The organism is Pseudomonas marginalis, assembly GCF_001645105.1.
GTDB lineage: Bacteria > Pseudomonadota > Gammaproteobacteria > Pseudomonadales > Pseudomonadaceae > Aquipseudomonas > Aquipseudomonas petroselini.
The window spans coordinates 75061-96140 of the sequence record NZ_LKEG01000053.1 but is presented as its reverse complement, the minus strand read 5'-3'; the positions used below and the strand labels follow the sequence as shown (position 1 = coordinate 96140).

Sequence of the window (21080 nt, the reverse complement as noted above, 5' to 3'; positions counted from 1 at the left end):
AGCAGCCCCAACACATTCAACGCGGTCTCTCAGACACAACCCAACCTCAGGTTTTAGGGTCGCTTCGCGCCCCAGCGCGGGGCAAGCCCGCTCACTACAGCAAGCCCGCTCGCTGCAAAAACAACCCCACTTCCCCCCCCACTAGCCGAACGTTCAGCCAGCAGTGCGCGGCCTTGCGCGTCGTCCCCAGGTGATGCTGCCGGACCCGGCGCTGTTTGCCGAGGTGTATGGCGTGCAGGTGCGTATCGAGCGGTGCTCGCAGCGGTCGCTGCAGGTGTTGGTGGATGGCGCCGTGTGATTGGCTTCTAAGGGTATGCGCAAATGTTTCATTGAATTTTCGCACACCCAACATTACCTATACCTACAGGCATCCGCTCAAGCATCACCACTTTTGGAGAGCTTCATGATCGACTTGTATTACTGGACCACCCCCAACGGCCACAAAGTATCGTTGTTCCTGGAAGAAGCCGGCCTGCCCTATAAGGTGCACCCGATCAATATTGGCCAGGGCGACCAGTTCAAGCCTGACTTCCTGAAGATCGCTCCCAACAACCGCATTCCCGCCATCGTCGATCAGAACCCGACCGACGGCGGCGCGCCGATTTCGCTGTTTGAATCCGGCGCGATCCTTTTGTACCTCGCGGAAAAAACCGGCCAGTTCATTCCAAAAGACCTGCGCGGTCGCCAGGAAGCGCTGCAATGGCTGTTCTGGCAAATGGGCGGCCTGGGGCCGATGGCCGGCCAGAATCATCACTTCAGCCAGTTCGCGCCGGAGAAAATTCCTTACGCGATCAAGCGCTATGTGGAGGAAACCGCGCGTCTTTACGGCGTGCTGGACCGGCGTCTGGCCGGTCGTGCGTTCGTGGCGGGCGAGGACTACAGCATTGCCGACATGGCGATCTACCCATGGATTGTTTCCCACAAGTGGCAGAGCCAGCGCCTGGAAGATTTCCCACACGTGCAGCGCTGGTTCAACAGCATCAAGGAACGGCCGGCGACGGTTCGGGCGTATGAACTGGTGCAGAAAGTGAACCCGCCAAAAGCCTGATCACCATTTTTACATTCCACTCGTTCAAATGTGGGAGGAGGCTTGCCCTCTCCCACATTGTTGTGTGTCCGTCTCACGATCTCACGCAATTGCCAAAACTCCCGCTTGCGTCGTCCCGCCGCGCTCACTAACGTAGCGCCTTTACTGACGCTACCCCCGCAGGAGCTTTGCCATGGCCTCGCCAGCCCTCTCACATTTTCTTCCCCGGTTCGGCGTTGCCGCGGCAGTGGCCAGTGCATTAAGCCTGGCCGGTTGCCAGCTCCAGAGCACCCAGGACACCCTGCCCCCTGTTGCCGGCGTACAGCCGATCAAAGGCCTGGCGCAGAACGTATCGGTACGCCGCAATGCCCAAGGCATGCCGCTGATCGAAAGCAACACCTTCCATGACGCACTGTTCAGCCTTGGTTACGTGCACGCCAGCGACCGCATCACCCAAATGGTCACCCTGCGCCTGCTGGCCCAGGGTCGCCTGGCGGAAATGTCCGGACCCGACGTACTGGATGTCGACCGCTTCATGCGGGCGGTCAACCTGAAGAAAAGCGCCGGCGAGCTGTATAACGCCTCCAGCCCACGCCTCAAGCGCTTCTTTGAAGTGTATGCGCGTGGCGTCAACGCTTACCTGTTCCGCTACCGCGACAAGCTGCCGCCGGACCTGGCCCAGACCGGCTACAAGCCCGAGTACTGGAAGCCGGAAGATTCGGCGCTGCTGTTCTGCCTGCTGAATTTCAGCGAATCGGCCAACCTGCAGGAAGAAATTTCATCGCTGGTGCTGGCGCAGAAAGTCGGCGTCGACAAGCTGGCCTGGCTCACGCCAAGCGCGCCGGATGAAGCGATCCCGCTGGCCGAGGCCGAGAAACTCAAGGGCGTCAACCTGGGCCAGGTCACCGAGCTCGCCGGGCTGGACGCGGTTGGTCAGCAACTGAGCAGCCTCAATTCACTGGCGGTCACCACCTCGAGCAACTGGGCGATCGGCCCGCAACGCAGCCGCAGCGGTAAAAGCCTGCTGGCGGGCGACCTCGCCGCCCAGCCGCAAGCGCCGTCGCCCTGGAGCTACGTGCAGATCCGCGCACCGAAGTACCAGGCCGTGGGCGCCTCGATTGCCGGCCTGCCGACGCTGTTGTCCGGCTTCAACGGCAAAGTCGCGTGGAGCATGAGCACCGTCAAGGGCGACACCCAGGACCTGTTCCTGGAAAAAGTCAGACGCCAGGGCAGCGCGTTGTACTACGAGAACAACGGTAAATGGCTACCGGCGGGCGTGCGCAACGAAACCTTCTTCGTCAAAGGCCAACGCTCGATTCGCGAAGTGGTGTACGAAACCCGCCACGGTGCCCTGCTCAACAGCAGCCAAGCGCTGACCACCGGCCTGGGCCTGGCCCTGCAAACCGCCGACTTCAAGGACGACAAGAGCCTGGACGCGTTCTTCGACCTGTCCCGCGCACAAAACGCCGGTAAAGCCTCGGACGCGACCCGCGAGATTCGCGCCATCGCGCTGAACATGGTGTTCGCCGACGCCAGCAACATTGGCTGGCAAGTCACCGGCCGCTTCCCCAACCGCCGCGAAGGCGAAGGCCTGTTGCCGTCACCGGGCTGGGACACACGCTTCGACTGGGACGGTTACGCCGACGCGATGCTGCACCCCTATGACCAGGACCCACCGCAAGGCTGGATCGGCACCGCCAACCAGCGCACCGCGCCGCGCGGTTACGGCATGCAGTTATCCAACTCCTGGGACGCCCCGGAGCGCAGCGAGCGCCTGGCGCAACTGGCCAATGCCGGCAAACATGACAGCCGCAGCGTGATCGCCATGCAGTACGACCAGACCACCACGTTCGCCGCCAAGCTCAAGACTATGTTCCAGGCGCCCGGCATGGCCCAGCCGCTGAAACAGGCGATTGATGCGCTGCCAGCGGCCGAACAGGCCAAGGCCCGTGAAGCGCTGAGCCGCCTGATGGCTTTTGACGGTCGCCTGGTGGCCACTTCCGCCGACGCCGCGCTCTACGAACTGTTCCTGCAGGAAAGCACCAGGCAGATCTTCCTCGACGAACTCGGCCCGGAAAACAGCGCCAGCTGGAAGGCATTTGTCAGCAACGCCAGCCTGTCCTACGCCGCCCAGGCCGACCACTTGCTGGGCCGTGAAGACAGCCCGTTCTGGGATGACGTGCGCACCCCGCAGAAAGAAGACAAACCGGCCATTCTAGCCCGCAGCCTCGCCGCCGCGATCAGCGTCGGTGACAGCCAGTTGGGTGCCGACCACAAGGCCTGGCAGTGGGGCAAACTGCACACCACCACCTGGAAAAACATCAATGGCCAGGTGATTCGCGGCCCACTGGCGTCCGGTGGCGACCACAACACCTTGAACCCGGCGCCCTACAGCTGGGGCCAGGACTTCACCACCACCCAAGTGCCCGCGCTGCGCATGATTGTCGACTTCGGCCAGGCGGAACCGATGATGGGCCAGGGCGGCATCGGCCAGTCCGGCAACCCGGCCAGCCCGAACTATGCCACTGGCATCGACCCGTCGCTCAAGGCGCAATACCTGAGCTTCCCGATGCAACCGCAGAAGTTCGAGAAGGTGTATGGGAAGGCGAGGCTGACGCTGACGCCCGGTAAATAACCGGGTCAACGTGTGGGGTGGCTTGTTGTGGTGAGCGGGCTTGCCCCGCGCTGGGGCGCGAAGCGGCCCCAACCCAGTCACCACGTGTTTCCAGTCAGAAACAGGTCGCCTGGTTTTAGGGCTGCTTCGCAGCCCAGCGCGGGGCAAGCCCGCTCACCACACAAGCCGGCTCACCCCAAATAGTTAATCGAACTTCTCCTCCTCCGTCAGTCAATGCAAATTTGTCTGATCCACCGCCATCGGGAGCAAGCCCCCTCCCACATTTTGACCGCATGCACTCCGATAGAACTTCTGCGCTCAGCCCCGCCTCATAAGTAACAAGCCCACCTCCCCCGGTCACCCCATGGACCTCGTCATCGCCCGCCCCGAAGGCCTCTACTGCCCCGCCGGAGATTTCTACATCGACCCCTGGCGCCCTGTGGAGCGCTCGGTCATCACCCACGCCCACGGCGACCATGCTCGCACCGGCAACCAGCACTATCTGGCGGCCGCTCCCGGCGAAGGCATCCTGCGTTCACGTCTAGGCCAGGACATCAACCTGCAGACCCTGGCCTATGGCGAAAAACTTCTACACCATGGCGTCACCCTAAGCTTCCACCCGGCCGGGCATGTGCTCGGCTCGGCCCAGGTGCGCCTGGAATACCAGGGTGAAGTCTGGGTCGCGTCCGGCGACTACAAGGTCGAGCCCGACGGTACCTGCGCGCCCTTCGAACCGGTGCGTTGCCACACGTTTATCACCGAATCTACCTTCGGCCTGCCGATCTACCGCTGGCAGCCCCAGGCGCAGATCTTCGCCGGGATCAACGACTGGTGGCAGGCGAACATCGCCGCCGGCAAAGCCAGCGTGTTGTTCTGTTATTCCTTCGGCAAGGCACAGCGCATCCTGCATGGTATCGACGCCAGCATCGGCCCGATCCTCAGCCACGGCGCGGTCGAGCCGTTGAACCGGGTGTACCGCGAGGCTGGCATCTACATCCCTGAAACGCTTTACGCCGGTGACTTCAAGAAGACCGATCCGCTGTTACGCCAGGCCCTGATCATCGCCCCCCCATCTGCGGGCGGCAGCAGTTGGATCAAGCGCTTCGGCGACTACAGCGACGCCTTCGCCAGCGGCTGGATGCGCTTGCGCGGCACCCGCCGACGACGCGGGGTCGACCGTGGTTTTGTGCTGTCGGACCACGCCGACTGGCCGGGCCTGTTGTGGGCCATCGAGCAAACCGGCGCGGAACGGGTGATGGTGACCCACGGTTCTGTCGGCGTATTGGTACGCCATCTGCGGGAAAAAGGCCTGGATGCCATGGGTTTCACCACTGAATACGGCGATGACGAAGAGGAGGCCAGCGCATGAAGGCCTTCGCCGAGCTGTACGCCAACCTCGACGCCACCACCTCGAGCAACGCCAAGCTGGCGGCGCTGCAGGCGTACTTTCGCCATGCCGCGCCGGAAGATGCAGCCTGGGCGGTGTACTTTCTGTCCGGCGGACGGCCGCGGCAATTGGTACCCACGCGTCTGTTGAGGGACATGGCCACCGAAGCGTCCGGCATCGAGCCGTGGCTGTTTGAAGAGAGCTACCAGTCGGTGGGCGACCTGGCGGAAACCATTTCCCTGCTGCTGCCGGAATCCCCCTACACCTCAGAGGACGGTCTGGCGGTGTGGCTGGAGGAAAAACTCTTGCCTCTGCGTGGCCTGCCTCCGCTGGACTTGGCAGAGCGGCTCCCTGCGTTATGGGCGCAACTGGATCAGCCGAGCCTGATGGTGTGCATCAAGTTGATCACCGGCAGTTTTCGTGTGGGCGTGTCGAAGTTGCTGGTCACCCGCGCCCTTGCCGCGATGGCAGAGCTCGACAGCAAGCGCGTGGCCCAGCGGTTGGTGGGCTACACCGATCTGTCCAATCGCCCTACGCCTGAGGGCTACCTCAAGCTGATCGCCCCTGAATCGTCCGACGAACATGCGCAACGGGGCGGGCAGCCTTATCCGTTTTTTCTCGCTCACGGCTTGGCGCAACCGGTGGAGCAGTTCGACACCTTGCTGGGTTCTCCCGCCGATTGGCAGGTCGAGTGGAAGTGGGATGGTATCCGTGCGCAGTTGGTCAAGCGTGACGGCCGTCTGTGGATCTGGTCACGGGGTGAAGAGCTGGTGACCGAGCGCTTCCCCGAACTCCACAGCCTGTTGAGCGGCTTGCCCGACGGCACGGTGATCGACGGCGAGATCGTGGTGTGGAAAGACGCGGTGCAACCCTTCGCTCAGTTGCAACAGCGCATCGGCCGCAAAACCCTGAGCAAAAAGGTACTGGAGGATGCCCCGGTCGCGGTCCTGGCGTACGACCTGCTGGAACATCAGGGTGACGACTGGCGCAACCACACCCAGGCCGAGCGCCGCGCCCAGCTTGAGCAGGTGATTGCCGGGTGCAACCAGCCTGTATTGCTGGCGTCCCCTTTGCTGACGGCAAACAGTTGGCAGGACCTGGCAGAACAGCGCGAAGCCTCCCGCAGCCTCGGCGTGGAAGGCATGATGCTCAAGGCGCGTGATGGCCTGTACGGCGTAGGCCGTACCAAGGACATGGGCGTGTGGTGGAAGTGGAAGGTCGACCCGTTCAGCGTCGACGCGGTGTTGATCTACGCCCAACGTGGCCACGGCCGACGCGCCAGTCTCTACAGCGACTACACCTTCGCGGTGTGGGACGGCCCGTCCGGCAGCGAACGTACGCTGGTGCCCTTTGCCAAGGCCTACTCAGGGCTGACCGACGAAGAGATGCGCAAGGTCGACGCGATTGTGCGCAAGACCACGGTGGAAAAGTTCGGCCCGGTGAGCAGCGTGACGCCGAGCATGGTGTTTGAATTGGGGTTTGAAGGGATTGCCCTGTCCAAGCGGCATAAGAGCGGGATTGCGGTGCGGTTTCCACGGATGTTGCGCTGGCGGCAGGATAAATCCGTGGAAGACGCTGACAACCTCGCCACCCTGCAAGACCTCCTGACCTGACACCGACCAACATGACCTTAAATGATGCACTGAATTTTCAATGCCCATTTTCGGGCATCACCTACACTCAGAACGCCCTTGTCCCACCTTTTAAAACGATCATTCGGAACTACATTCGGAACTATGGTGCAGAAATTGCTACTTGTGATCCGTCTGACACCGTTCAGTAACAGTCCTAAACGCGCCACAAGCGCTTATCTTGGTTTCCAGGGATTACATAATGAAAAAAGCATTGCTGACCCTTTCTGCACTGGCTCTGTGCATGGCCGCCGGTTCCGCGCTGGCCAAGGAATACAAGGAATTGCGTTTTGGTGTCGATCCGTCTTACGCGCCGTTCGAATCCAAGGCCGCCGACGGCAGCCTGGTAGGCTTCGATATCGACCTGGGCAATGCGATCTGCGCTGAGCTGAAAGTGAAGTGCAAATGGGTCGAAAGCGATTTCGACGGCATGATTCCAGGCCTGAAAGCCAACAAGTTCGACGGCGTGATTTCGTCCATGACCGTGACCCCGGTGCGCGAAAAGGCTATCGACTTCTCCAACGAGCTGTTCTCCGGCCCGACGTCGCTGGTGTTCAAGAAAGGCGCTGGCTACTCGACGCCTGAGTCCCTCAAGGGCAAATCCGTGGGCTACGAGCAAGGCACCATCCAGGAAGCCTACGCCAAGGCCGTACTGGATAAAGCCGGTGTGACCACCAAGGCCTACGCCAACCAGGACCAGGTGTATGCCGACCTGACTTCCGGGCGCCTCGACGCTTCCGTGCAGGACATGCTGCAAGCCGAACTGGGCTTCCTGAAGTCGCCGGCCGGTGCTGGTTATGAAGTCAGCGCAGCCATCGACGACCCACTGCTGCCGTCGAAAACCGCCATCGGTATCAAAAAAGGTAACACTGAACTGAAGGCGCTTTTGGATAAAGGTATCAAAGCGTTACACGATGATGGCACCTACGCCACTATCCAGAAGAAACACTTTGGCGATCTGAACCTGTACAGCGGCAAATAATGCCTGGAGCGCCCTTCCATTGGAGGGGCGCTTTTTTATCGCCATAGGTCCTGATTTATGTTCGAAGAATTGTTGCAAACCCTCGGGTTGAGCGCGCTCAGCTTGAAGGGTTTCGGCCCACTGTTGCTGCAAGGCACCTGGATGACCATCAAGTTGTCGGTGCTGTCCCTGGCCGTCAGCGTGTTGCTGGGCCTGCTCGGCGCCAGCGCCAAATTGTCCAGCCTGCGCCTGCTGCGTATCCCCGCCCAGCTCTACACCACGTTGATCCGCGGCGTGCCCGACCTGGTGCTGATGCTGCTGATTTTCTACAGCCTGCAAACCTGGCTCACCGGCCTGACTGATTTCATGGAATGGGAATACATCGAGATTGACCCATTCAGCGCCGGGGTGATCACCCTGGGCTTTATCTACGGTGCGTATTTCACCGAGACCTTCCGTGGCGCCATCCTTGCCGTGCCGCGCGGCCAACTGGAAGCCGCCACGGCCTACGGCCTCAAGCGCGGGCAACGGTTTCGCTACGTGACCTTCCCGCAGATGATGCGCTTTGCCTTGCCGGGTATCGGCAATAACTGGATGGTGATGCTCAAGGCCACGGCACTGGTGTCGATCATCGGCCTGGCCGACCTGGTCAAGGCCGCCCAGGACGCGGGCAAGAGCACTTACCAACTGTTCTATTTCCTGGTGCTCGCTGCACTCATCTATTTGCTGATCACCAGCGCGTCCAACTTTGTCCTGCGCCGTCTTGAACGTCGCTACTCCGCAGGCTCCCGGGAGGCAGTGCGATGATTGAACTCTTGCAGGAATACTGGCGCCCCTTCCTTTATAGCGACGGCCAGCACATCACCGGCCTGGCCATGACGATGTGGTTGCTCACGGCCGCACTCGTCATCGGCTTCGTGGTGTCGATCCCGCTGTCCATCGCCCGGGTATCGCGCAACCCGCTGGTACGTTGGCCGGTGCAGTTCTACACCTACCTGTTCCGGGGCACGCCGCTCTATATCCAGTTGCTGATCTGTTACACCGGCATCTACAGCATCGCCGCCGTGCGGGCGCAACCGGTGTTGGATGCGTTCTTTCGCGATGCGATGAACTGCACCATCCTGGCGTTCGCCCTCAACACATGCGCCTACACCACCGAGATTTTCGCCGGTTCCATACGCAGCATGGCCCACGGTGAAGTCGAAGCGGCCAAGGCCTACGGCTTGAGCGGCTGGAAGTTGTACGCCTACGTGATCATGCCATCGGCGTTGCGCCGCTCGTTGCCGTACTACAGCAATGAAGTGATTCTGATGCTGCACTCGACCACGGTAGCCTTTACCGCGACGATTCCGGACATCCTGAAAGTGGCACGGGATGCCAACTCGGCTACCTTCATGACCTTTCAATCATTCGGTATCGCTGCGCTGATCTACCTGACCGTGACCTTTGCGCTGGTCGGTCTGTTTCGTCTGGCGGAACGCCGCTGGCTGGCCTTCCTCGGGCCGAGCCATTAAGGAGCATTCATGCGGCATCACGTCCATGAGCTGATTGCGCCGGTGCCAGGCACGGCGCGGCAGATTCACAGTTTTCACTTCGGCCCGGAGCAGGCCGAGGGCAAGATCTACATTCAGTCATCGCTGCATGCCGACGAGCTACCGGGCATGCTGGTGGCGTGGCACCTCAAGGTGCAGCTGGCGAAGCTGGCAGCGGCCGGCCGCCTGCGCAGCGAGATCGTGCTGGTGCCCATCGCCAACCCGGTCGGCCTGGAACAGGTGTTGATGGATATCCCGTTGGGTCGCTATGAGCTGGAGAGCGGGCAGAACTTCAATCGCCTGTTTGTCGACCTCAGTGAGGCCGTCGGCAACCAGATCGAAGACTTGCTCGGGGATGATCCCCGGCACAACACCGAGCTGATCCGCGCGGCGCTGTCCACCGCGCTCGCCGCGCAGAGTGCCGACACCCAGTTGCAATCCCAACGCCTGGTGCTGCAACGCCTGGCCTGCGACGCCGATATGGTGCTGGACCTGCATTGCGACTTCGAAGCCGTGGCGCACCTGTACACCACGCCCGAGGCTTGGCCGCAGGTGGAGCCGCTGGCGCGGTACATCGGTTCGGAAGCGAATTTGCTCGCGACCGATTCCGGTGGGCAGTCCTTCGATGAGTGTTTCACCTTGGTGTGGTGGCAGTTGCAGCAACGCTTCGGCAAGCGCTTCCCGATCCCCATGGGCAGTTTTTCGGTAACCGTCGAACTGCGCGGCCAGGGCGACGTCAACCACGGCTTGGCGGCGCTCGACTGCCAGGCGATCATCGATTACCTGATTCACTTCGGCGCCATTGCGGGCGATGCAGCACCGCTGCCCGACCTGCCCTACCCGGCCACGCCGCTGGCCGGCGTCGAACCGGTGGCAACGCCGGTGGGCGGCCTGCTGGTGTTCAGCGCCCTGCCCGGTGAATACCTGGAAGCCGGGCAACTGATCGCCGAAATCATCGACCCCATTTCCGACCGCGTAACGCCCGTGCACTGCCGACAGGCCGGCCTGCTTTACGCCCGTTCGCTGCGCCGCATGGCCACTGCCGGGATGGTCATCGGCCATGTCGCAGGCGCTGAGGCCTACCGCAGCGGCTACCTACTTTCGCCTTGAGGATGCACGCCCCATGTACAAATTGACCGTTGAAGGCCTGCATAAAAGCTATGGCGACAATGAGGTGCTCAAAGGTGTTTCGCTCAAGGCCAAGACCGGCGACGTGATCAGCCTGATCGGCGCCAGCGGCTCGGGTAAAAGCACTTTTTTGCGCTGTATCAACTTCCTGGAAACCCCCAACGACGGCGCGATGACCCTCGACGGGCAGCCGATCCGCATGGTCAGCGACCGCCACGGCATGCGCGTGGCCGATGACGCCGAATTGCAGCGCCTGCGCACGCGGCTGGCAATGGTGTTCCAGCACTTCAACCTGTGGAGCCACATGAGCGTGCTGGAAAACATCACCATGGCCCCGCGCCGGGTATTGGGTTGCAGCAAGAAGGACGCCGAAGACCGCGCCCGACGCTACTTGGACAAGGTGGGCTTGCCGGCGCGCGTGGCCGATCAATACCCGGCGTTCCTGTCCGGCGGCCAGCAGCAACGGGTGGCCATCGCCCGGGCATTGGCGATGGAACCGGAGGTGATGCTGTTCGACGAACCCACGTCGGCCCTCGACCCGGAGTTGGTGGGCGAAGTGTTGAAGGTGATCCAGGGACTGGCCGAGGAAGGCCGCACCATGATCATGGTGACCCACGAGATGAGCTTCGCGCGCAAGGTGTCGAGCCAGGTGCTGTTCCTGCACAAGGGCCTGGTGGAAGAGCAAGGCGCGCCGGAAGACGTGCTGGGCAATCCGAAGAGCGAACGCCTGCAACAGTTCCTGAGTGGCAACTTGAAGTAAACCTTTGCCCGCTCTGGAAGGTCTGTGGAATAGGCCTTCCAGAGTGTCAGCCGCCGTATGGCAAAACCCATCGACTTCGCCAAACAATGGTTTGCCGCCAAAGGCTGGAAGCCGTTCGCCTTTCAAAAAGACGTGTGGGCGGCGGTCAAGGACGGCCGGTCAGGATTGCTGCATGCCAGTACCGGCGCGGGTAAAACCTACGCGCTGTGGTTTGCGGCGCTTAATCGCTTCGCCCTCACTCGCCCGCCTGTGACGGGTAAGCGCAAACCAGCCGCCGAACCGCTGACGGTGCTGTGGATCACGCCCATGCGAGCCCTTGCGGCCGACACTGCGCGCGCCCTCGAAGCACCGCTTGAGGCTTTACAGATCCCCTGGAGCATCGGCCTGCGTACCGGCGATACCAGCAGCAGCGAGCGCGCCCGTCAGACCCGTCGCCAACCCACCGCACTGGTCACCACCCCGGAAAGCCTGACCTTGATGCTCGCCCGCGCCGACAGCGAAGCGAGCCTTGCGCACCTGCGCATGGTGGTCGTGGATGAATGGCATGAATTGATAGGCAACAAGCGCGGCGTGCAGTTGCAACTGGCGCTGGCGCGGCTGCGGCGTTGGCATCCGGAATTGATGGTGTGGGGCATTTCGGCGACCTTGGGCAACCAATCCCACGCCCTGGAAGTTTTGGTCCCACAAGGCGGTGGGATCAATGTGCAGGGGCAAACGGTCAAGCGGCTGGAAGTCGACACCTTGCTGCCGCCTGTTGCCGAGCGCTTTCCCTGGGCCGGGCATATCGGCTTGAAAATGTTGCCCCAAGTGGTGGCCGAGGTCGACGCCAGCCGCAGTTGCCTGGTGTTTACCAATACACGGGCGCAATCGGAAATCTGGTACCAGGCGCTGCTGGACGCCCGCCCCGATTGGGCCGGGGTGATCGCCCTGCACCATGGCTCGCTGTCACGCGAGACCCGCGACTGGGTGGAGCGGGCGCTCAAAGACGGCCAGCTCAAGGCGGTGGTGTGTACGTCCAGCCTGGACCTGGGGGTGGATTTTCTGCCGGTGGAGCGGGTGCTGCAGATTGGCTCGGCCAAGGGTGTGGCGCGCCTGATGCAGCGTGCCGGACGTTCAGGGCATGTACCGGGACGGCCGTCGCGGGTGACGTTGGTGCCGACCCACAGCCTGGAACTGGTGGAAGCCGCCGCCGCTCAGGATGCGATTGCCCAGCGGCGTATCGAAGCGCGGGAATCGCCTCACAAACCCTTGGATGTGCTCGTACAACATTTGGTGAGCATGGCCCTGGGCGGTGGCTTTACGCCGGATGCGCTGCTGACGGAAGTACGTGGCGCCTGGGCGTATCGCGAGCTGACGGATGCAGACTGGGCCTGGGCGCTGGGGTTTGTGCGCCATGGCGGTCTGTCGCTGACCGCTTACCCGGATTACCGCCGCGTGGAGCCGGACGAGCACGGCATCTGGCGCGTACCCGATGCGCGGCTGGCACGCCGTCATCGGATGAGCGTGGGCACTATCGTCAGTGACGCGAGTATCCATTTGAAATACTGGAGCAAGGGCGGTGGTGGCAAGAATCTGGGCAGTGTCGAGGAAGGGTTTATCGCCCGGCTCAAACCCGGCGACGGCTTCCTGTTTGCCGGACGTTTGCTGGAACTGGTGCGCGTGGAAAACATGACCGCTTATGTGCGGCGCAGCACCGCGAAAAAGGCCGCCGTACCGCGTTGGAATGGCGGGCGCATGCCCCTTTCCAATGAGCTGGCCCAGGCGGTGGTGGAACGTTTTGATGCGGCGGCGCATGGGCACTACGACGGCCCGGAGATGCAGGCGGTGCAACCCCTGTTGCAGACGCAGTTGCGCTGGTCCGGCTTGCCGACGCGCAAGCACTTGCTGGCCGAAGCCCTGAAATCGCGGGAGGGGTGGCACCTGTTTCTTTATCCGTTCGCCGGGCGCCAGGTGCACTTGGGGCTGGCGAGCCTGCTGGCGTGGCGGGTCAGCCAGCGGCAGCCTGTGACTTTCTCGATTGCGGTCAACGATTATGGGCTGGAGCTACTGAGTGCCACCGAGGTGGAGTGGCCGGAGTTGCTGGACCCGACACTGCTGGGGCCAGAACACCTGCTGCACGATGTGGCGGCCAGCCTGAATGCCGGAGAGCTGGCCCTGCGGCGTTTTCGTGAAATCGCACGGATCGCCGGGCTGGTGTTTGCCGGCTACCCCGGCGCGCCGAAAAGTACACGCCAGGTACAGGCCTCCAGCGGGTTGTTCTTCGAGGTATTCAAGCAATATGACCCACAGAACCTGTTGCTGACGCAGGCCGGGGAAGAAGTCTTGCGTGATGAACTGGATATTCGTCGGCTGGAGGAGACATTGCTGCACATGGCGACGCTGCAATTGGACGTGCACGTGATCGAACGGCCTACGCCTTTGGCCTTTCCGTTGCTGGTTGAGCGGATGCGCGAAAGCATGAGCTCGGAAAAACTCTCGGAGCGTATTGCGCGAATGGTCAAGGATTTGGAAAAAGTCGCGGATAACGGGAAGCGCTGATGGTGTGTTCGGTGAGGCTTGAGGGAGAAGAATTGTGGTTGCTGGCAGACAAGGCGGTGTATTGGCCGGCGCGCCGCTGCCTGTTGATTGCCGATGCGCATTTCGGCAAGGCGTCGGCGTATCGCAGCCTGGGCCAGCCGGTGCCGCAAGGCACCACGAGCGAGAACTTACAGCGTCTGGATCGATTGCTCTCGGCCCTACCGTGCGCGCAGGTGATCTTTCTCGGCGATTTCCTGCACGGCCCAGGGTCTCACGCCAGTGGAACGCTGAGCGCGCTGAGAGCCTGGCGAGCGCTTACCCCTGACCTGCCGATGACGTTGATTCGCGGCAATCACGATAAGCGCGCGGGTGACCCGCCTGTCGACTTGAGGATTGAGGTTGTCCCGGAGCCGCTGCTGATGGGCCCTTTCGCCCTGCAGCATGAACCGCACGCCCATCCCAGCCATCATGTCCTGGCGGGGCATGTGCATCCGGTGTATCGCTTGCGCGGCAAAGGCCGGCAGAGTTTGCGGCTGCCGTGCTTTCAGATCGGTACGCGGGTCAGCTTGCTGCCGGCGTTTGGGGCGTTTACAGGGGGGTATGCGGTGGAACAGCGAGAAGATCACCAACTTTTTGTGATCGGCGATCAGGAAGTATGGCCAGTACGCTGAGGGACTGACCATTTCCCAACCTGCTGCCTGGCATCAAGCAACGGGAGCGGGTGGCGGCTCGTCTGGAAGGGTTGGCACCCCTTGCTCGTCGGGCTGCTCGGGCTGGCCGGGCGCAGGGTCTGGATCCGGTTGTCCAGGGACGCCACCTTCAAATGCAGGGTTTGCCATCAAGGACCAGGCCAGAACGCCAATCTGGTTGGGTTCAAGCCGGGCAAGTTCTGCGCTGATTCGCGGGTCGATCTTCATAAGGTACTCCTCAAGCGTGGCTCGGTGCGTTTTACACGCACCGAGGCAGTACACCTAGATAGAGTCATTTTCCGCAGACTAATTCCCTTTACGCGTAAGACCTTTCGATCAAGCGCGTGGGAGGGTGACGCCGCGCTGGCCCTGGTACTTGCCTGCGCGGTCCTTATAGGACACTTCACACGCCTCATCGGACTGCAGGAACAGCATCTGCGCCACACCTTCGTTGGCATAGATCTTCGCCGGCAAGGTGGTGGTGTTGGAGAACTCCAGGGTCACATGGCCTTCCCACTCGGGTTCAAGTGGCGTCACGTTGACGATGATGCCGCAACGCGCGTAGGTGCTCTTACCCAGGCAGATGGTCAGCACGTCACGGGGAATACGGAAGAACTCCACGGTGCGCGCCAGGGCGAAGGAGTTGGGCGGAATGATGCACACGTCGCTCTTAACGTCGACGAAGCTCTTCTCGTCGAAGTTCTTCGGATCGACGATCGCCGAGTTGATGTTGGTGAACACCTTGAATTCATCGGCGCAACGTACGTCGTAGCCGTAGCTGGAAACCCCGTACGAAATCACACGTTCGTCGCCTTCGCCACGAATCTGCCGCTCAACGAACGGTTCGATCATGCCGTGCTCTTGCGCCATGCGGCGAATCCACTTGTCCGATTTGATGCTCATGGCGGGTGTCCTGAATAGCGAGGTGGAAAAATACTGTGGGGCATCTTACCGGGGCCGGCGTTGGGGTTCAAAGGTCACAAGGCTTTTCTTGATGAATGCGCCGGCGGCTATAAGCCGCAGCCAGCGGGGCCGGGGTTCATATTGCCGCGCAGGGCGACCGTGGATACCACCGTCAGTCACGAATTTAGAGAAACCTTCGGAAATACCATTGGCACGTTCCGGAAAAAGGGTTAAGGTGGCGCCACTGTGCTGCTTGTGTCACTGAGAATCTCTACACGATATGTTGAATTTCGATCCAACCATCTCCAAGAATTTTTCCTGCTCTTTGCACTCAGTCTCGGCCAGGGCTTTTCCTGAGTCGCAGTTAACTTTGTCCAAGGAGATACACCATGTCTAATCGCCAAACTGGTACCGTTAAGTGGTTCAACGATGAAAAAGGCTTCGGCTTCATCACTCCACAATCCGGTGACGACCTGTTCGTTCACTTCAAAGCTATCCAATCCGACGGCTTCAAAAGCCTGAAAGAAGGCCAACAGGTTTCTTTCATCGCTACCCGCGGTCAGAAAGGCATGCAAGCTGAAGAAGTTCAAGTTATCTAACTTGTACTGACTTAGTCGAAAAGACCCCGCCCTTAAAAGCGGGGTTTTTTTATGCCTGGGATTTGGTAACACCGGGCACAAAAAATGTGGGAGGGGGCTTGCTCCCGATGGCGGTGGGTCAGTCGATACATCCAGTGACTGAACGATTGCCATCGGGAGCAAGCCCCCTCCCACATTCAAGCATTCAAGCGGCGTTGCTTACTGGAACAACGACTCACTCGACAAGCCATTCTTCTCCAGGATCTCACGCAAGCGCTTGAGCCCTTCCACCTGGATTTGTCGCACCCGCTCACGGGTCAGACCGATCTCCAGGCCTACATCCTCCAGGGTGCTGCTCTCATGGCCACGCAGGCCGAAGCGGCGAATCACCACTTCACGCTGCTTGTCCGTAAGCTCCGACAGCCACTGGTCAATACTTTGGGAAAGATCATCGTCCTGCAACAGCTCGCAAGGATCTGTAGGGCGATCATCCGTCAGGGTGTCCAGCAGGGTTTTATCCGAATCCGGACCCAGCGAGACGTCAACCGAAGACACACGCTCGTTTAAGCCGAGCATGCGTTTCACCTCCGCTACCGGTTTCTCCAGCAGGTTGGCGATTTCTTCGGGCGAGGGTTCGTGATCGAGTTTTTGGGTCAGCTCACGTGCTGCCCGCAGGTAGACGTTAAGCTCTTTGACCACATGGATCGGCAACCGGATCGTACGGGTCTGATTCATGATCGCCCGTTCGATGGTCTGGCGGATCCACCAGGTCGCATAGGTTGAAAAGCGGAAGCCCCGCTCGGGGTCGAACTTTTCCACGGCCCGGATCAGGCCCAGGTTGCCTTCCTCGATCAAGTCCAACAGGGACAGCCCACGATTGACATAGCGTCGGGCGATTTTCACCACCAGGCGCAGGTTGCTTTCAATCATGCGCTTGCGCCCAGCCGGATCGCCCTTTTGCGACAAGCGCGCAAAATGGACTTCTTCTTCGGGGGTCAGCAGAGGGGAAAAGCCGATTTCATTGAGGTACAGCTGGGTCGCATCGAGCGCCCGCGTGTAGTCAATGTACTTGTGTTGCTTTAACGCGGTGGAGTTCTTGGATTTGGCGCGAACTGAAGGTACAGCAGGTCCCTCATTCGACATCGATTCCGTAGCGATGCCGGTCTCCATAAGGAGAACCTCATCGTCGATGTCAAACTCCGGCGCTTCTTTACTGAGAGCCATTGTTATAGTCCTTTGGTGAGTTCGACCTCAAGCTCAAGCGGCGCCTTTATCCTTGGCAACGCTGGAGCCTGTTCCTTCTACGCGAGGGAACAGGCTGTGCAACACATCAACGACGGGGTAGGAATTGCAGCGGATCTACAGGCTTCCCTTGACGGCGAATCTCAAAGTGCAGTTTCACCCGGTCTGTACCCGTTGACCCCATTTCGGCAATTGTCTGTCCGACTTTGACCTGCTGCCCCTCCCGAACCAACAGCCTACGGTTGTGACCGTAAGCACTGACGTAGGTATCGCTGTGTTTGATGATGACCAGCTCGCCGTAGCCCCGTAAACCACTCCCGGCGTACACCACCGTCCCATCAGACGCAGCTAAAACAGGCTGTCCCAAATCCCCGGCGATATCAATGCCTTTATTCAAACTACCGTTTGAAGAGAATTTTCCAATCAACACTCCATTTGAAGGCCATCCCCAACCGGTCGGCGCGGGCCCGGCGGGCGGTAAAGGCGCAGGTGCGGGCTTGCTCGCAACCGTCGGTGCGGCGGTGCCGGCAGGCCGGGTAATGATGGTGGTCTTGCTTGAGGACGAGGGCGAAGATCCGGTATTTGTCACAACTGCCGTAGGCGCTGAACCGGTACGTCCATCGAAACGGATCGTCTGACCCGGATGTATCGTGTAGGGCACAGGAATATTGTTACGAGCTGCAAGCGCCTTGTAGTCCCAGCCATAACGGAAGGCGATCGAGAACATCGTATCGCCCTTGCGCACCACATACTGCCCGGTGGTTACCGTCGGCTTTTGCGGTGCGGCGTTATTACGGTCTACCACCCGCGCCCCGCTGCTTGGCGAGCTTGAGCACCCTACCAACACGGAACTGAAGACGAGGCCAAGCACCAGTCGATGAAAGCTTGTTTTACTCATACGCTGCGCAAGACCTGTGAGACTCACCCGCCGCTCCCTTTGTGGTGGCTGAACATGAATGCCTGTATCAGGCTTGAAATATGTCGCAAGTATAACTGGGCATTGAAGTTTTACCGGCACACGACTGAAACGAATCATTCAGCGTGTTTAAACGTCGTGCCAGTCATGTTGACTCAATAGACCCCGCCGTAAGACACATCCCCGCCAGCAGAATTCACCGCCGGCAAAAATTGATCACGCCAGCGGGCCATTGAGCAACGGCACAAAACGCACGGCCCCCAGCACATGCCGGGAAAAACCTTCGTCCTCACGGATAATGAGCATCAATTGTTGCACTTCACCGGAGCCTACCGGGATCACCAGGCGTCCGCCGGGAGCGAGTTGATCGAGCAATGCTTGCGGCACATCGGTGGCCACCGCAGTCACGATGATGCCGTTGTACGGCGCCAGCGCCGGCCAACCTTCCCAGCCATCGCCCCAGCGGAACACCACGTTGCGCAGGTTCAGTTCCACCAGGCGCTCCTTGGCGCGGTCTTGCAACACCTTGATGCGCTCCACCGAGAACACCCGCTCGACCAACTGCGCAAGCACGGCGGTCTGGTAGCCGGAGCCGGTGCCGATTTCGAGCACCTTGTCCAACGGCCCCGCCGCCAGCAGCAGCTCGCTCATGCGTGCCACCATGTACGGCTGGGAAATGGTCTGGTTATGGCCGATGGGCAGCGCCGTGTCTTCATAAGCGCGGTGGGCCAAGGCCTCATCGACAAACAAGTGCCGAGGCGTACGCCGGATCACTTCCAGCACTTGGGCGTTTGACAGACCCTCTTCGTACAAGCGCTGGATCAAGCGTTCACGGGTACGCTGGGACGTCATCCCGATACCCCTGCGCAGCAAGTCGTCTTGTTCACGGCCCATCAGCGCAGCCCCTCCAGCCAGCCATCGAGACCACTGAAGGCATCACTGAAGGTGCGATCAAATTGCAATGGAGTAATCGACACATAACCCTGCATCACCGCATGAAAGTCCGTGCCCTCACCGCCATCTTCGGCATCACCCGCTGCGGCGATCCAATAGCCTTCCTTGCCACGCGGGTCGACCACCTTCAACGGCGCCGCCGCACGGGCACGATGACCCAGGCGCGTCAGCTGGATGCCGCGAATATGATCGAGGGGCAAATTGGGGATATTGACGTTGAGCACCGTGCGCGGCGGCAAGTCCAGGGTGGCATGGGCCTCCACCAGCTTGCGCGCGAAATACGCCGCAGTGGGCAGGTTATCCAGTTGGTGCGAAGCAAACGAAAAAGCGAATGCGGTACGCCCCAGGAAGCGCCCTTCAAGGGCCGCCGCCACGGTGCCGGAATACAGCACATCATCGCCCAGGTTGGCGCCCAGGTTGATACCCGACACCACCAGGTCCGGCTCGTGATCCAGCAGGCTGTTGATGGCGAGGTGGACGCAATCGGTGGGGGTGCCGTTCACGCTGATAAAGCCATTGGCCAGGACCTGCGGGTGCAGCGGACGGTCGAGCGTCAGCGAACTGCTGGCGCCGCTCTTGTCCTGGTCGGGGGCGACCACCACGCACTCGGCATAATCTTCCAGCGCAGCATAGAGCGCGGCAAGACCGGGTGCGGTGGCACCGTCATCGTTTGATATCAGAATACGCATGGGTTGTCCGTCTGCCCCACCGGCACCAGATCAACAAGCTCGCGCACCAAGACAGTGGCGAAGCATCCGGCCGGCAGGACGAATTCCAATTGCAGAATGTCCAGCGAGGGATAATGCCACGTCAAACCGCCAATGGGCAGTCGCAGAATGCGACGTTCCTGGCTCATGCCGGCATTCACCAGCCAATCGCGCAGGTCGGCCTCGCCGGCGGCAATGGCCTGTTCCAGCTCAAAGGTTGCACCACTGGCAGGTGAATCGCCTTCGCCCCACTGCGGACCGGTGGGGTGTAGGTCCAGAATCGCCAGGCGCGGGTCGCTGCATTCAGCCTCCCCCGCCGGAAAAAAACTGCGGCTGTCGGTGAACGCCAGCAAGTCGCCGACCTGGGCGCGCTGCCAGGAACCCTCGGCAACCCGCGCCGCCAGCACTTTGTTGAAGAGATAACTGCGCGCAGTCGACAACAAGCGCGAACGCACATTGCGCTGCTCCGGCAACGCCTTGCGCACGGCCCACTCGCGGGCGTCGACGACGTTGCCGCCGTTATGGCCAAAGCGCTGGGTGCCGAAGTAGTTCGGAATGCCATGCTGGGCGATCAGCTGCAACCGCGCGTCGATGGCGGCGGTATCGCCGACCAACTGCGTCAGGCGCAAGGTGAAACCATTGGCCGAATGCGCGCCGCGCTGCAGCTTGCGCTTGTGGCGGCCGGTCTTGAGGATCCTGAGCGTGTCGTTTTCTGCCGCGCTCATGTCCGGATCAGCCTTGCCCGGTAGCTGCACGCTGAACCATTGGCGGGTCAACGCTTGGCGATCCTTGAGCCCGGCATAGCTGACGGTGCGCAACGGCACACCGGCCGCTTTGGCGATCCGACGCGCTGCTTCCTCGGTATTGAGACCGCGCTTCTCGACCCATAACCACAGGTGCTCGCCTTCGCCGGTCAACGGAATATCCAACACTTCGTCGACTTGGAAGTCTTCAGCCGTGGCCTTCAGCACCGCGCTGCCCAACGCCTCGCCATACGCCCGTGGGCCCAGCAGTTCCAAGTCGTTCATGCGCGCAGCAACAAGGCAACGGAGTGCACCGCAATGCCCTCTTCACGACCGGTAAACCCGAGTTTTTCGGTAGTGGTGGCTTTCACGTTGACTTGATCCAGTTCAATTTGCAGGTCAGCGGCAATCAGTGCGCGCATCGATTCGATATGGGGCGCCATCTTCGGCGCCTGGGCCACGATGGTGTTGTCGACGTTACCGACTTTCCAGCCCTTGGCATGGATCAAGCCCACAACGTGGCGCAGCAATACACGGCTGTCCGCGCCTTTGAAGGTCGGGTCTGTGTCCGGAAAGTGCTTGCCGATATCGCCCAACGCCGCAGCGCCGAGCAAGGCATCGCTCAAGGCATGCAACACAACGTCGCCGTCGGAATGAGCCAGCAACCCATGGTGGTGCGCAATGCGCACGCCGCCCAGGGTGATGAAATCGCCTTCAGCGAAACGGTGCACATCGTAGCCGTGGCCAATACGCATAAAAAAACGCCCCGATTTAATTCAGGGCGTGATTCT

20 protein-coding genes and 1 pseudogene are annotated in these 21080 nt (G+C 60.9%); 13 read left to right on the top strand and 8 right to left on the bottom strand.

Features of this window, described 5'->3' with window-relative positions:
- Nucleotides 1-202 precede the first annotated feature (202 nt).
- The 12 genes and pseudogenes from AO064_RS30815 to pdeM all read left to right on the top strand — a co-directional run.
- Nucleotides 203-298: pseudogene (locus AO064_RS30815) on the top strand (ABC transporter ATP-binding protein); the annotation flags it as partial.
- Between the two features lie 105 nt (nt 299-403).
- A complete protein-coding gene (locus AO064_RS25305) occupies nt 404-1048 on the top strand; it encodes a glutathione S-transferase N-terminal domain-containing protein (RefSeq protein WP_012722629.1) in 645 nt (214 codons plus the stop codon).
- 172 nt (nt 1049-1220) lie between these two features.
- Nucleotides 1221-3662, top strand: coding sequence for a penicillin acylase family protein (locus tag AO064_RS25300; RefSeq protein ID WP_064054976.1), 2442 nt, complete (start codon nt 1221-1223; stop codon nt 3660-3662).
- Between the two features lie 343 nt (nt 3663-4005).
- On the top strand, nt 4006-5010 hold the full coding sequence (locus AO064_RS25295) for a ligase-associated DNA damage response exonuclease (RefSeq protein ID WP_012722627.1): 1005 nt from the start codon (nt 4006-4008) through the stop codon (nt 5008-5010).
- On the top strand, nt 5007-6641 hold the full coding sequence (locus AO064_RS25290; protein WP_064054975.1) for an ATP-dependent DNA ligase: 1635 nt from the start codon (nt 5007-5009) through the stop codon (nt 6639-6641). The genes AO064_RS25295 and AO064_RS25290 overlap by 4 nt, the downstream gene beginning before the upstream one ends.
- A 220-nt stretch (nt 6642-6861) precedes the next feature.
- On the top strand, nt 6862-7641 hold the full coding sequence (locus AO064_RS25285) for a transporter substrate-binding domain-containing protein (RefSeq protein WP_012722625.1): 780 nt from the start codon (nt 6862-6864) through the stop codon (nt 7639-7641).
- Nucleotides 7642-7698: 57 nt separating this feature from the next.
- Complete coding sequence (locus tag AO064_RS25280) at nt 7699-8427, top strand: ABC transporter permease (RefSeq protein ID WP_012722624.1); 729 nt, start codon at nt 7699-7701, stop codon at nt 8425-8427.
- On the top strand, nt 8424-9134 hold the full coding sequence (locus AO064_RS25275) for an ABC transporter permease (protein WP_046036646.1): 711 nt from the start codon (nt 8424-8426) through the stop codon (nt 9132-9134). The genes AO064_RS25280 and AO064_RS25275 overlap by 4 nt, the downstream gene beginning before the upstream one ends.
- 9 nt (nt 9135-9143) lie before the next feature.
- On the top strand, nt 9144-10262 hold the full coding sequence (locus AO064_RS25270; protein ID WP_046036645.1) for a succinylglutamate desuccinylase/aspartoacylase family protein: 1119 nt from the start codon (nt 9144-9146) through the stop codon (nt 10260-10262).
- A gap of 13 nt (nt 10263-10275) precedes the next feature.
- Complete coding sequence (locus AO064_RS25265) at nt 10276-11040, top strand: ABC transporter ATP-binding protein (RefSeq protein WP_012722621.1); 765 nt, start codon at nt 10276-10278, stop codon at nt 11038-11040.
- Nucleotides 11041-11097: 57 nt separating this feature from the next.
- Entirely contained in the window at nt 11098-13578 is a 2481-nt protein-coding gene (locus AO064_RS25260; protein ID WP_064054974.1) for a ligase-associated DNA damage response DEXH box helicase, read from the top strand.
- Nucleotides 13578-14228 (top strand): ligase-associated DNA damage response endonuclease PdeM, encoded by a 651-nt coding sequence (pdeM, locus tag AO064_RS25255; RefSeq protein WP_064054973.1) that lies wholly within the window; start codon nt 13578-13580, stop codon nt 14226-14228. The genes AO064_RS25260 and pdeM overlap by 1 nt, the downstream gene beginning before the upstream one ends.
- A gap of 33 nt (nt 14229-14261) precedes the next feature.
- Here pdeM and AO064_RS25250 read toward each other — a convergent pair whose 3' ends face one another.
- Together AO064_RS25250 and dcd are read right to left on the bottom strand one after the other, a co-directional pair.
- The gene (locus AO064_RS25250; RefSeq protein WP_043204916.1) at nt 14262-14474 is read right to left on the bottom strand and encodes a hypothetical protein; all 213 of its coding nucleotides are present in this window, start codon (nt 14472-14474) and stop codon (nt 14262-14264) included.
- A gap of 108 nt (nt 14475-14582) precedes the next feature.
- Nucleotides 14583-15149: a dCTP deaminase gene (dcd, locus tag AO064_RS25245; RefSeq protein WP_003189215.1), complete on the bottom strand. Its 567-nt coding sequence runs from the start codon at nt 15147-15149 to the stop codon at nt 14583-14585.
- Between the two features lie 389 nt (nt 15150-15538).
- On the opposite strand from dcd, the gene AO064_RS25240 reads away from it, so the two are divergent.
- Entirely contained in the window at nt 15539-15748 is a 210-nt protein-coding gene (locus AO064_RS25240; protein WP_002554837.1) for a cold-shock protein, read from the top strand.
- A gap of 198 nt (nt 15749-15946) precedes the next feature.
- On the opposite strand, the gene rpoS is transcribed toward AO064_RS25240, so the two are convergent.
- The 6 genes from rpoS to ispF all read right to left on the bottom strand — a co-directional run bounded on the left by rpoS (nt 15947) and on the right by ispF (nt 21044).
- Nucleotides 15947-16951 carry an RNA polymerase sigma factor RpoS gene (rpoS, locus tag AO064_RS25235; RefSeq protein ID WP_012722618.1) on the bottom strand — a complete coding sequence of 335 codons (1005 nt, stop codon included), beginning with the start codon at nt 16949-16951 and terminating at the stop codon, nt 15947-15949.
- 106 nt (nt 16952-17057) lie between these two features.
- Nucleotides 17058-17894, bottom strand: a complete 837-nt coding sequence (locus AO064_RS25230) for a peptidoglycan DD-metalloendopeptidase family protein (protein WP_064054972.1) — start codon at nt 17892-17894, stop codon at nt 17058-17060.
- Nucleotides 17895-18101: 207 nt separating this feature from the next.
- Nucleotides 18102-18737 (bottom strand): protein-L-isoaspartate(D-aspartate) O-methyltransferase, encoded by a 636-nt coding sequence (locus tag AO064_RS25225; RefSeq protein WP_010563544.1) that lies wholly within the window; start codon nt 18735-18737, stop codon nt 18102-18104.
- A gap of 41 nt (nt 18738-18778) precedes the next feature.
- Nucleotides 18779-19528 (bottom strand): 5'/3'-nucleotidase SurE, encoded by a 750-nt coding sequence (surE, locus tag AO064_RS25220; RefSeq protein ID WP_064054971.1) that lies wholly within the window; start codon nt 19526-19528, stop codon nt 18779-18781.
- Nucleotides 19516-20574 (bottom strand): tRNA pseudouridine(13) synthase TruD, encoded by a 1059-nt coding sequence (gene truD, locus AO064_RS25215; protein WP_064054970.1) that lies wholly within the window; start codon nt 20572-20574, stop codon nt 19516-19518. Before truD ends, surE begins: the two co-directional genes overlap by 13 nt.
- Nucleotides 20571-21044 carry a 2-C-methyl-D-erythritol 2,4-cyclodiphosphate synthase gene (ispF, locus tag AO064_RS25210; RefSeq protein WP_012722614.1) on the bottom strand — a complete coding sequence of 158 codons (474 nt, stop codon included), beginning with the start codon at nt 21042-21044 and terminating at the stop codon, nt 20571-20573. The genes truD and ispF overlap by 4 nt, the downstream gene beginning before the upstream one ends.
- Nucleotides 21045-21080: the final 36 nt, after the last annotated feature.

Coding starts and splice junctions, on each gene's coding strand:
- AO064_RS25300 (WP_064054976.1), top strand. CDS start 1,221: ATGGCCTCGCCAGCCCTCTCACATTTTCTTCCCCGGTTCGGCGTTGCC.
- AO064_RS25305 (WP_012722629.1), top strand. CDS start 404: ATGATCGACTTGTATTACTGGACCACCCCCAACGGCCACAAAGTATCG.
- AO064_RS25240 (WP_002554837.1), top strand. CDS start 15,539: ATGTCTAATCGCCAAACTGGTACCGTTAAGTGGTTCAACGATGAAAAA.
- AO064_RS25225 (WP_010563544.1), bottom strand. CDS start 18,737: ATGACGTCCCAGCGTACCCGTGAACGCTTGATCCAGCGCTTGTACGAA.
- truD (WP_064054970.1), bottom strand. CDS start 20,574: ATGAACGACTTGGAACTGCTGGGCCCACGGGCGTATGGCGAGGCGTTG.
- AO064_RS25260 (WP_064054974.1), top strand. CDS start 11,098: ATGGCAAAACCCATCGACTTCGCCAAACAATGGTTTGCCGCCAAAGGC.
- dcd (WP_003189215.1), bottom strand. CDS start 15,149: ATGAGCATCAAATCGGACAAGTGGATTCGCCGCATGGCGCAAGAGCAC.
- AO064_RS25290 (WP_064054975.1), top strand. CDS start 5,007: ATGAAGGCCTTCGCCGAGCTGTACGCCAACCTCGACGCCACCACCTCG.
- surE (WP_064054971.1), bottom strand. CDS start 19,528: ATGCGTATTCTGATATCAAACGATGACGGTGCCACCGCACCCGGTCTT.
- AO064_RS25270 (WP_046036645.1), top strand. CDS start 9,144: ATGCGGCATCACGTCCATGAGCTGATTGCGCCGGTGCCAGGCACGGCG.
- ispF (WP_012722614.1), bottom strand. CDS start 21,044: ATGCGTATTGGCCACGGCTACGATGTGCACCGTTTCGCTGAAGGCGAT.
- AO064_RS25280 (WP_012722624.1), top strand. CDS start 7,699: ATGTTCGAAGAATTGTTGCAAACCCTCGGGTTGAGCGCGCTCAGCTTG.
- AO064_RS25275 (WP_046036646.1), top strand. CDS start 8,424: ATGATTGAACTCTTGCAGGAATACTGGCGCCCCTTCCTTTATAGCGAC.
- pdeM (WP_064054973.1), top strand. CDS start 13,578: ATGGTGTGTTCGGTGAGGCTTGAGGGAGAAGAATTGTGGTTGCTGGCA.
- AO064_RS25295 (WP_012722627.1), top strand. CDS start 4,006: ATGGACCTCGTCATCGCCCGCCCCGAAGGCCTCTACTGCCCCGCCGGA.
- rpoS (WP_012722618.1), bottom strand. CDS start 16,951: ATGGCTCTCAGTAAAGAAGCGCCGGAGTTTGACATCGACGATGAGGTT.
- AO064_RS25285 (WP_012722625.1), top strand. CDS start 6,862: ATGAAAAAAGCATTGCTGACCCTTTCTGCACTGGCTCTGTGCATGGCC.
- AO064_RS25265 (WP_012722621.1), top strand. CDS start 10,276: ATGTACAAATTGACCGTTGAAGGCCTGCATAAAAGCTATGGCGACAAT.
- AO064_RS25250 (WP_043204916.1), bottom strand. CDS start 14,474: ATGAAGATCGACCCGCGAATCAGCGCAGAACTTGCCCGGCTTGAACCC.